Origin of the sequence: Geomonas terrae, from assembly GCF_004791675.1 — a bacterium.
GTDB lineage: Bacteria > Desulfobacterota > Desulfuromonadia > Geobacterales > Geobacteraceae > Geomonas > Geomonas edaphica.
In genome coordinates, this window is the sequence record NZ_SRSC01000002.1 from 902,641 (window position 1) to 912,972 (window position 10,332).

A 10,332-nucleotide genomic window follows, 5' to 3' on the forward strand; every position below is an offset into this window, starting at 1 on the left:
CATCATTCCTTTTACAGGCTATCCCTGCTTTTTCAGGTGGTTCCAGAGGTTTACGACGAAGTCCTGCGCGTTGGTCAAAAGCCCTACCGCCTGCGCCGAGCCCCGGTTTGCCAGCTTGTCCACGGAAAATTCGGTCATGTCCACCACGTAGAAGTAGACCGGGCGCACCGATCCGTCCGCCTCGACACGGTAGCTGGGCACCATGTTGCCGAAGGCGATGGAGTGGAGCTGCGTCGCGATGGCGAGCACGGTGGTCGCCTTGCGGGCATGCACCCGCATGGCATCCTGGGCCTGGTACGCGTCCTGGATCACCCCGGGAAGAGGGCCGTCGTCGCGTATCGAGCCGGCGAGGACGTAGGGTATCCCCTTCCGCGCGCAGGCGCACATGACCCCGTCGTCAAGCCTCAGCTTGTCGATCAACTGCGGGATCCCTCCGGCCATACGCGCCTGGTTGATGATATCGAGGTGGTTGTAGTGCCCCATCGGCATGATGGCCTGGGTATATATGTTCTGCCCGAGACCGGTGCGGAAGTGGGCCGCCTCGAGGTCATGGGTTGCGAGAGCGTTGCCGGCAAGAAGGGCGTGGCAGTATCCCGCCTCGAAGAGCCCCTGCATGGCGTTGCGCGAATCCATGTCGAAGGCGACCGCCGGTCCCAGCACCCAAACGATGTAACCGTGATCCCGGTCGTGACGCAGCACCTGGTACAGCTCGTCGTAAGAGCGGGAGAACGGGGTCTCACGGGTCCCCCGGCTTCTGAAGGAGAACTTGTCGGCGAAAGGCTCTGATAGGTTCAGAAATCCCCCGATGTGCAGGTAGATCCCCTCCTCGCCGTTCTCGGTCCGCCCCACCAGCACCTGGTCTCCCTTTTTGACCAGACGCGGCTCGACCACCTCGAGACGTCTTCCGGAGAGGACGATGACGCAGTCCATGCGGCTTTCAGGGGCAAGAAGCCACTCCCCTCCCCCCAGATGCACGTATTCCGGGTGGTTCGAGGTGGCGTGGAAATTCTCCGGTAGGACGCCGTCCGCAGGTGCGGGGACCACCTTCGCCGCAGGTGCCGCAGCGAGCTTCGGACGACGGAACTCCGGCGGGGTGTAGGAAGGGATAACGCCACTTCTGTCTGACATATGCACGCTCCTTCACTCTCATTTGGGCAGGCCGCTGCCAGCGAAAACTGTAGCATGCCATCCTTCAGTTACAACGGCTGCCGCCTGCACCCCTGCTTAGACAATACTAATCGCCAATACATTCAAGTATTCAGACGAAGCGCCGATTAGACCAGTATGTGGAGATGCTGCCGCTACAGAACATTAACCTGACAGCATGAAGGAGCCAAGCATGAAATTCTGGATGGACCTGAAAGTAAAAACGAAGTGTCTAGTACTGGTCACCATCGCCGTCGTCACCCTGTTAGCCATCGTCGGCGCCGGACTGCAGAAGATGAAGGTTATGGCGGGCAATGAACACGACATGAGCGACTCTGTAAGCCAGGTCGAGATCATCAACAACCTGAAAAACGACCTGCTCGCCATCAGGCTGGACCTGGTTTACATGATGCTGCTGGAAGACCCGGCGCTCATAAAGGAAAAAGCCGACGACCTTGCGCAACGCAAGAAGAGCATCGAGGAGGGGCAGGCCAAGTTCCAGAAGTTCAACCTGGAGCCCAAGGAGAAAGAGCTGATCCAACTCTTCAAACAGGGGTACGAGCAGTACCTCGTCCAGGGGAGCAAGTTGCAGCAGATGAGCCAGGATTCCCTGGGTAACGTCGAGGCGCGCAGGGCGACGGTAAAGTTCGCCACCGAATCGGTAGCCCCGCTTTACAAGAGCCCGGCCGCCGCGGTCTCCGACCTCGTCGCCTTCAACTCCAAGGAGGCGGTGGACACATACAAAAAGGACCTCGCCGGTTACCACGCCTCACAGGTCTTCCTCGTGGTGCTGGCCCTCGTGGCAGCACTGTTCATGGCACTGGTGGGGTACCTGATCGCGAACTCGATCAGCGTGCCGCTAAAAAAGGTCTTTGACACCCTGGCACAGGTGGCGGCGGGCGACCTGACCGCCCGCTCCAACATCGATACCCGGGACGAGATGGGGATGCTGGCCGCGGAAGTGAACGAGATGGCCGGGAAGCTTAACGACACGCTGAGCAAGGTCGTCGAGAACTCCCACGAGGTCGCCGCGGCAGCAAACCAGCTCCACTCCACCTCGGAGCAGATCGCAACCGGCGCGGAAGAGGTGGCGGCACAGACCGGCACTGTGGCGACCGCAAGCGAAGAGATGGCGGCCACTTCCTCCGAGATCGCACAGAGCTGCCACAGGGCCGCGACCGGTGGCGAGGAGGCGACCGGCCGCGCGCGGGACGGCCGGATGGTCGTTGAGCAGACCGTGCAGGTCATGAACCGGATCGCCACCCAGGTTAAGTCCTCCGCCTCCACCGTCGAAGGGCTCGGCGAGCGGAGCGACCAGATCGGCGCCATCATCGGCACCATCGAGGACATCGCCGACCAGACGAACCTCCTCGCACTCAACGCGGCCATCGAAGCGGCACGCGCCGGTGAACAGGGACGTGGTTTCGCCGTCGTGGCCGACGAGGTGCGGGCACTTGCCGAGCGTACCACCCGCGCCACCCGCGAGATCGGCGAGATGATCAAGTCGATCCAGTCCGAGACCAAGGCGGCGGTTTCCGCCATGGAGGAAGGGGTTCGCGAGGTGGAAAGCGGAACCAGGGAGGCATCGAAATCGGGGCAATCGCTTGAGGAGATACTGCGGCAGATCAGCGAGGTAACCGAGCAGGTTAACCAAATCGCCACCGCTGCCGAGGAGCAGACCGCCACCACCGGCGAGATCACTAACAACATCCTGCAGATCACTGAAGTAGTGCAGGACACCTCGAGGGGCGCCCAGACCTGCGCCACCGCGGCGAGCCACCTGGCCGGACTCTCGCAGGACCTGCAGCGCCTGGTGGGGCAGTTCAGGCTCGCCTGATCGGCTTACCCAGGGAAGCCGCCGCCCAGGCGGAAGACGACGACACGAAGGCGGCCGGCGCGAAAGTGCGGGCCGCCTTTTCTTTACCCTCGCGGGGCGCCGCGCCTCTTCTCCAGCATGATGCTCAACATGGTGTCATCGGCGAGGGACATGCCGTCGTCGGTGATCCGGCTCAGGTTACGGATGGTCTCCTCGGCGCTCGCACCCACGAACCCCTCCTCCTCGGTGATACCGTGCCCGGACAGGGCCATGTAGGCGGCACGGATCGAGGCGTCGGTCGAGCTCACCACCTTCAAGGCGCATCCCCCCTTAGCCCCGTCGCAGAGCATACCGCCGATGTCGCTTATGATGGTGTTCACCGCGAGGTTCATCTTCTCTATGTCCGCACCAGCCTGCTGGTAGACGATGGCAACGGCCGCGCCCACGCCCGCCGCGATGGCACAGCCGCAGATGGGCGCTAAGTCCCCGGTGTGGCACTTGATGTAGGCGTTAACCAGGTGCGACAGGGCGATGCTCTTGAGGATGGTCTCTTCAGGGATCCGGAAAAAGAGCCCCACGTTATATGGGACGAGGATCGCCACGATCCCCTGGTTGCCGCTACCGCCGCTGGACATGACCGGAAAGGAAAGCCCGGCCATGCGGGCGTCCGATGCGGAAGCGGTGAGGATCTTGCTCGAAGAGACAACGTCGGAGAGTAAAAAGCCCTTGCGCACCAGTTCCTCGACGTAGTACCCCACCTTGGTGAGCGCCTTCCCCGCCTCCGCTATGCGCAGGTTCATCTCCACGCCGCGCTTCAGGTAGGCGAGATCGTCGTCATTCACCTCGTCGAGCAGGGATATGAGGCTTGAAAGGGTCATCTCCTTCAGTTCGGCGCGGTAGCGGTGGTTCTCCTCCCCAGCCGAGTCGCGCTCGACCTGTACGAGGACCTCCCCGTCGCGCTCCAACCGTACAAGGTTCGTGTGGCCGCCGGAGAGCACGGCGCGCGCCACGCCTCCCCCCCGGTGGACGGTGACATCGATGTGCAGCCCCCCCTCCTTTCCGGCGAGAGAGACGGAGACCTCGCCCCGCTCCACGAGGAGCTTCGCCTGTCGCAGCAGTTCCTCGGAGGCGCCGGAGAGTATCTCCATCTTGAGTTCAGGGCGGGCGACGAGCGCCCCGAGTGCCGCGGCGATGACGTTCCCCTTGAGTCCGCCGGTCTCAGGCACGGTGACGGCGAAGCCGTTTTTGAAGACGCCGGGGTCGGCGAGCACCGCTACCCGTTCCAGTTCTCCCTCCAGCTGTGCGGCGGCAAGGCTCGCGGCATAAGCCACGGCAATCGGCTCGGTACACCCAAGCGCCGGAAAAACCTCGTGCTCTATCACCTCACGGTACATCCCCATATCCCCTCCCACGACTCGTTTCATGGCCGCAACGCCTGCGCCGAACGGCATGACAACTACGTTTTCGCGACGGCACTTTTATACCTTCAGCAGCGGTGGAAAAGCAAAACATTTCCACACAGTGAGTGTGGAAATATGACCAACAGGCAAAGGTTAGCGAACCAGAAATCCCTTTACAATTACGGGTCGCTTCTATATCCTTCATGAGTTAATCTCCGCGTGATAAAGGACCATATGGTAATCGAGCACATCCGCAACTTTTCCATCATCGCCCACATCGACCATGGCAAGTCGACCATCGCCGACCGCCTCCTCGAATTCACCGGCACCGTATCCTCCCGTGAAAAGCAGGACCAGTTCCTGGACAAGATGGACCTGGAACGCGAACGCGGCATCACCATCAAGGCACAGACCGTCCGGCTCAACTACCGCGCCGACGACGGCAAGGATTATATCCTCAACCTGATCGACACCCCGGGACACGTGGACTTCACCTACGAGGTCTCCCGCTCCCTCACCGCCTGCGAAGGGGGGCTCCTCGTCGTGGACGCGTCCCAGGGGGTGGAGGCGCAGACGCTCGCCAACGTCTACCTGGCGCTCGACGCCAACCTTGAGGTGTTTGTCGTCCTGAACAAGATCGACCTCCCCGCCGCCGAGCCGGAACGGGTGAAGGCGGAGATCGAGGAGATCATCGGCCTCGACACCCACGACGCCGTGCTCGCGAGCGCCAAGGAGGGGATCGGCACCAAGGATATCCTCGAGGAGATCGTTAAGAAGATCCCTCCGCCGCAGGGCGACCCGGGCAAGCCGCTGAAGGCGCTTCTCTTCGACTCCTGGTACGACCAGTACCAAGGCGTCATCATCCTGGTGCGCATCGTGGACGGGACCCTGAAGAAGGGTGACAAGATCCAGCTCATGTCGAACCGCAAGTCCTACGAGGTGCTGAAGGCCGGCGTCTTCGCCCCGGACATGCGCGAGACCCCGGCGCTCACCGCAGGCGAGGTAGGCTTCATCATCGCGGGGATCCGCGAGGTCGCCGACGCCAAGGTAGGCGACACGGTCACCCTTTTGCACAACCCCTGCGACGCGGCACTCCCCGGCTACAAGGAAGTGAAGCCGATGGTGTTCTCGGGGCTCTACCCCATCGACACCGCACAGTACGAGAACCTGCGCGACGCGCTCGCCAAGCTCAAGCTGAACGACTCCTCCTTCTCCTACGACCCGGAGACCTCGCTGGCACTCGGCTTCGGCTTCCGCTGCGGCTTCCTCGGTCTCTTGCACATGGAGATCATCCAGGAGCGTTTGGAGCGCGAGTTCAACCTGGAGCTCATCACCACGGCACCTACCGTCGTGTACCGCGTGCACATGACGGACGGGAGCATGATCAGCATCCAGAGCGCGAACCAGCTCCCGCCGACCCAGGAGATTGCCTACGTCGAGGAGCCCTTCATCCTCGCCTCGATCCACGTCCCGAACGAGTTCGTGGGTGGGATCCTCGCCCTTTGCGAGGAGAAGCGCGGCGTGCAGCGCGAGATCAAGTACCTTACGCCCACCCGCGTCATGGTCGTGTACGAACTGCCGCTGAACGAGGTGGTGCTCGACTTCTACGACCGCCTGAAATCGATCACCAAGGGTTACGCGTCGCTCGACTACGAGCTCCTGAACTACCGCCAGAGCGAGCTGCAGCGCCTGAACATCATGATCAACGGCGAGGTGGTGGACGCGCTCTCGCTCATCATACACAAGGACAAGGCCTACTACCGCGGCAAGGAACTCGTCTCCAAGATGAAGGAACTGATCCCGCGCCAGATGTTCGAGATCGCCATCCAGGCCGCGGTCGGGACCAAGGTCATCGCCCGCGAGACGGTCAAGGCGATGAGAAAGGACGTTCTCGCCAAGTGCTACGGCGGCGACATAACGAGGAAGCGGAAACTTTTGGAGAAGCAGAAGGAAGGCAAGAAGCGCATGAAGAACGTCGGGAACGTGGAGCTGCCGCAAGAGGCGTTCCTCGCCATCCTGAAAGTCGAAGGGTAGCCACGAAGAGGACGTTTTACGCCCTCCCATCATCCAAAAAGGAAGCAACAGCACATGGAAGATTACAAGAACGTCTGCGAAGAAAAGCCCGCCGAGCCTGCAGCGAAACCGACCAAACCCGTCAAGGCGAAACACATCGTCCGCGAGTATGCCGAATCCATCATCATCGCGGTCCTTCTCGCCCTGGTGATCCGCACCTTCATCGTGCAGGCGTTTAAGATCCCCTCCGGTTCCATGGAGGACACCCTTGCCATCGGCGACCACCTGCTGGTCAACAAGTTCATCTACGGCACCAAGATCCCCTTCACCGACACGGAGATCCTCAAGCTGCGCGATCCGAAGCAGGGCGACGTCATCGTGTTCCAGTACCCTGAGGACCCGTCCAAGGACTTCATCAAGCGCGTCATCGGCGTTCCGAGCGACGTGGTCGAGGTGAAGAACAAGCGGGTCTACGTGAACGGGAAGCTTTACGCCAACCCGCACGAGGTGCACAAGGAAGCGGACCTCATCCCCAAGGAGATGAACCCGAGGGATTTCAGGGACCCGGTCACCGTCCCCCCCAACTCCTACTTCGTCATGGGCGACAACCGCGACCGTTCCTACGACAGCCGTTTCTGGGGCTTCGTAACGAGGGACAAGATCAAGGGGCTCGCCTTCATCAAGTACTGGTCCTGGGACAGCGAGAAGATGCGCCCGCGCCTGGGGGCAATCGGCAAACTCATAAACTAAAACACGTTCAACGTTCAACGTTCAACGTTCAACGTTCAACGTTCAACGTTCAACGTTCAGCGTTCAACGTTCGCAGCCTCAACTCAAAAAGGGCCCTCTGAATACCAGGGGGCCCTTTCTTGTTCTTCGGCGTGGCTAGATGCTGGAGCCCCCGGTGTTTATCCCCTCTCCCCGCGGGAGAGGGTGCCCATAGGGCGGGTGAGGGCGTTGCCAGAGGGTGAAATGTTGCAGGACAGCATCGCCCTCACCCTAACCCTCTCCCTCCGGGAGAGGGTATGTGGACACTCAATCATAGTGGGAGATATGTGGACATTACGGCAGGCCGTACCTGGCCCGAAGACGTGAAAAAAGCCCCTGCGCGCAAGCGTCAGGGGCTTTTGAGTTTTTAACGTCGAACGTTGAACGTTGAACGTCCGTTAGCTTTTAAGCCAGATCCTGTGCACCCTTGTAGATGATGTCGAACAGTTCCGGGATGTCCTCCTCGGCGATGCAGGAGAAGGCGATACGGAGGTCGGTCTTGGTGGTGGAGATGGCGCCGACGCCGTATTTCTCAAGCAGGTGTACACGCAGCTTCTCGGAATCCACGTTCTTAAGCTTCAGACACATGAAGTAGCCGGAGTTGAACGGGTAGTAATCCCAAGCGCTGTCGTACTTGCCGCTGTTGAGCACTTCCTTGGTTTTGAGCGCACGCCCCTTCATGATCTCGAACTTCTCCTCTTTCTGCTTGAGGAAGTCCGGGGAACGCAGCGCCTCGATGACGAAGGTCTGGGACGGATGCGGGCAGTTCGAGATGCGGGCACGGATGATGCCCATCGCCTTCTTCTCTAGGGCGTTCATGACCGGTGCGTTCTCGTAGTCGTTACCGTCGGCGAAGGTGACGAAACCGGTGCGGAAGCCCCAGACGAACTCTTCCTTGGTGGCGCCGTCGAGCTTAATTGCAAGGATGCGCGGGTGGATGTTGGCCAGCTTGCCGAAGAGCGACTCCTTCAGGCTGTCCTCGTAGAAGAGACCGAAGTAGGCGTCGTCGGTGATGGCGACCACGTTGCAGCCGGCCTCGGCGACTTCCTTGATGGCGGCGACCAGGGCGTCACCTTCGGCGACGGTCGGGGTGTAGCCGCTCGGGTTGTTCGGGAAGTTGAGCAGCACGATCACCTTCCCCTTCTCCTCTGCCGAGTTTTTCAGGACGGCCTTGAACGCGTCGACGTCGAAGCCGCCCGCCGCGGTGAAGGTCGGGTACTTCTTGACGATGGCGCCGGAGCAGGTGCCGAAGGTCAGGTTGTAGTTGCCCCAGAGCATGTCCGGAAGGATCAGGTGGTCACCCTTGTCGACGAACATGTCGGCGACTATGGAGAGGCCGTGGGTGAGCGCGTTGGTGACGATCGGGTTGCTGAAGTGCTTGCCGACCTGGCTCGGGTTCTCGCGCAGCATCTTCTCGCGCCACAGGGAGCGCAGCTCGGGTTTGCCTGCCGGCGGAGCGTACGGGAAGATGTCCTTCGGATCGAAGGAGGTCAGCTTGTCCTGGATGCAGGAAAGGTACATCGGGCCGCCGTTCTCGGTGGCGATGCCGATGGTGGCATTGAATTTGTGGGCTTTATCCTTGGCTTCAGCCGACTGGGTAAGGATTCCCTTGGGGAAGAAGAGGTTCTTGCCGAGATCGGACAGCATCTCCAGTACGTGGGGGCTGTGCTGGGCCAGAGACTCGTTTAACTCCGCGGCTAATGGATTCATCAAATTCCTCCTGAAGCTTAGTGTGATATCGCCCGGGGGCATGACCGTGGGTCGGGGCGGTCATAGACTCGCCATTAAAACCCGACGCCAGGCGGTTGTCAACGCTTAATGTGAAGGTGCAGGGAAGACGATTTCATTTTATGTTGACGGCAGCGAAACGGGCCCCTTTGCCCATGCAGCACGCTTCCTTGCCGGCATCTCCCTCACCCCTACCCCTCTCCCGGAGGGCGAGGGGACCGCTACTACCGGTTCAGCAGCATCTCCATCAGTTTGTAGCCGGGGTCGACCTTGATGCCGGTCGCGGTGGCGGATACCTCGTCGTACCCGGCAACATTCCCCTTCTCCTGCTCTTCACCGGCATAGATCACGAAGGGAACCGCCTCACCGGTGTGGGTCATGAGGGCGACCGGCGTGGGATGGTCTGGGGCGCAGAGGATGCGGTACGCGCCGTACTGCTTAACCCCTTCGAGCACCGGACCGACGATCTTCTCGTCGAAGAGTTCGATCGCCTTGATCTTGTCTTCCAGCTTGCCGGAGTGCGACGCCTCGTCGGGCGCCTCTACGTGCACGAACACGAAGTCACGTTCCTTGAGCGCCTCGACCGCGGCCTGGGCCTTGCCGTCGAAGTTGGTGTCCAGGTAGCCGGTCGCACCGGGGACGTTAATGATGTCGAGGCCGGCGTAGACGCCGATTCCCTTGATGAGATCGACGGCAGAGATCACCGCGCCTGAGAGGCCGAAGCGGGTGGTGAACTTATCCATGGCGGGCGCCTTGCCGTGCCCCCAAAGCCAGATCGAGTTGGCGGGAGTCTCGCCCTTCTCGGCGCGGCGCTTGTACTGCGGGTGGTTGTGGAAGACCAGCTGCGCGGCGTTCATCAGGTAGATGAGGCGGTCACTCCCCTCTCCCACCGGCATGTAACTGGTGATGTCCTGACCGGAGATATCGTGCGGCGGAGTCATCTTGATCTGGGTCTTGCCGCCATGCCATACCATGAGGTGACGGTAGCTGACGCCGGGGTGGAAGGAGAATTCCTCGCTGCCGAGATGGCGCTGCAACTCCTCCACCAGTTCGCGGCCGTCCGCGGTCGAGATATGCCCGGCCGAGTAATCTTCCATGATCAGCTTGCCGCCGCGCGGCTCGAGGTGCACGAGGTTTAAGCGGAAGGCGACGTCGTCCGGCCCGAGGGATACCCCCATGCTTGCCGCCTCGAGGGGGGAGCGGCCGGTGTAGCAGTCAACCGGGTTGTAGCCGAACATGGCGAGGTTCGCCACGTCGGAGCCGGGGGGGTAGCCTTCAGGCACGGTCTGCGCGAGCCCGAGCGTTCCCCTCTTGGCCATGAAATCCATGTTGGGCGTCTTTGCCGCCTGCAGCGGCGTTTTTCCATTCAGTGCACCGACCGGGTGATCCGACATCCCGTCGCCAAGCAATATCACGTACTTCATAGCATCCATCCTTATAAGTGATTGGTGTTAACTGAAA

Annotated in this window: 7 protein-coding genes; 3 read left to right on the forward strand and 4 right to left on the reverse strand. The window is 61.1% G+C overall.

The genetic code is table 11. From position 1 onward, the window contains the following. Window positions 1-18: 18 nt before the first annotated feature. Window positions 19-1,128, reverse strand: coding sequence for a putative NPN-dependent ornithine cyclodeaminase (locus E4633_RS11135; protein WP_135870305.1), 1,110 nt, complete (start codon window positions 1,126-1,128; stop codon window positions 19-21). A gap of 211 nt (window positions 1,129-1,339) precedes the next feature. Between E4633_RS11135 and E4633_RS11140 the strand changes: the two genes are divergently transcribed. Then, the gene (locus E4633_RS11140) at window positions 1,340-2,983 is read left to right on the forward strand and encodes a methyl-accepting chemotaxis protein (RefSeq protein ID WP_135870306.1); all 1,644 of its coding nucleotides are present in this window, start codon (window positions 1,340-1,342) and stop codon (window positions 2,981-2,983) included. Between the two features lie 83 nt (window positions 2,984-3,066). On the opposite strand, the gene E4633_RS11145 is transcribed toward E4633_RS11140, so the two are convergent. After that, complete coding sequence (locus tag E4633_RS11145; RefSeq protein ID WP_135870459.1) at window positions 3,067-4,362, reverse strand: L-cysteine desulfidase family protein; 1,296 nt, start codon at window positions 4,360-4,362, stop codon at window positions 3,067-3,069. A gap of 234 nt (window positions 4,363-4,596) precedes the next feature. Here E4633_RS11145 and lepA point away from each other — a divergent pair, with 234 nt between their 5' ends. Further along, on the forward strand, window positions 4,597-6,396 hold the full coding sequence (gene lepA, locus E4633_RS11150) for a translation elongation factor 4 (RefSeq protein ID WP_135870460.1): 1,800 nt from the start codon (window positions 4,597-4,599) through the stop codon (window positions 6,394-6,396). Between the two features lie 54 nt (window positions 6,397-6,450). Then, window positions 6,451-7,125 (forward strand): signal peptidase I, encoded by a 675-nt coding sequence (gene lepB, locus E4633_RS11155; protein ID WP_135870307.1) that lies wholly within the window; start codon window positions 6,451-6,453, stop codon window positions 7,123-7,125. Window positions 7,126-7,548: 423 nt separating this feature from the next. Here lepB and E4633_RS11160 read toward each other — a convergent pair whose 3' ends face one another. Beyond that, the gene (locus tag E4633_RS11160; RefSeq protein ID WP_135870308.1) at window positions 7,549-8,853 is read right to left on the reverse strand and encodes an aminotransferase class I/II-fold pyridoxal phosphate-dependent enzyme; all 1,305 of its coding nucleotides are present in this window, start codon (window positions 8,851-8,853) and stop codon (window positions 7,549-7,551) included. A 242-nt stretch (window positions 8,854-9,095) separates the two neighbouring features. Then, window positions 9,096-10,295 carry a cofactor-independent phosphoglycerate mutase gene (locus E4633_RS11165; protein WP_135870309.1) on the reverse strand — a complete coding sequence of 400 codons (1,200 nt, stop codon included), beginning with the start codon at window positions 10,293-10,295 and terminating at the stop codon, window positions 9,096-9,098. Window positions 10,296-10,332: the final 37 nt, after the last annotated feature.

Bases quoted from the DNA above. Each gene is read 5' to 3' on its own strand.
- E4633_RS11135 (WP_135870305.1), bottom strand. From the start codon at position 1,128: ATGTCAGACAGAAGTGGCGTTATCCCTTCCTACACCCCGCCGGAGTTC.
- E4633_RS11140 (WP_135870306.1), top strand. From the start codon at position 1,340: ATGAAATTCTGGATGGACCTGAAAGTAAAAACGAAGTGTCTAGTACTG.
- E4633_RS11145 (WP_135870459.1), bottom strand. From the start codon at position 4,362: ATGGGGATGTACCGTGAGGTGATAGAGCACGAGGTTTTTCCGGCGCTT.
- lepA (WP_135870460.1), top strand. From the start codon at position 4,597: ATGGTAATCGAGCACATCCGCAACTTTTCCATCATCGCCCACATCGAC.
- lepB (WP_135870307.1), top strand. From the start codon at position 6,451: ATGGAAGATTACAAGAACGTCTGCGAAGAAAAGCCCGCCGAGCCTGCA.
- E4633_RS11160 (WP_135870308.1), bottom strand. From the start codon at position 8,853: ATGAATCCATTAGCCGCGGAGTTAAACGAGTCTCTGGCCCAGCACAGC.
- E4633_RS11165 (WP_135870309.1), bottom strand. From the start codon at position 10,295: ATGAAGTACGTGATATTGCTTGGCGACGGGATGTCGGATCACCCGGTC.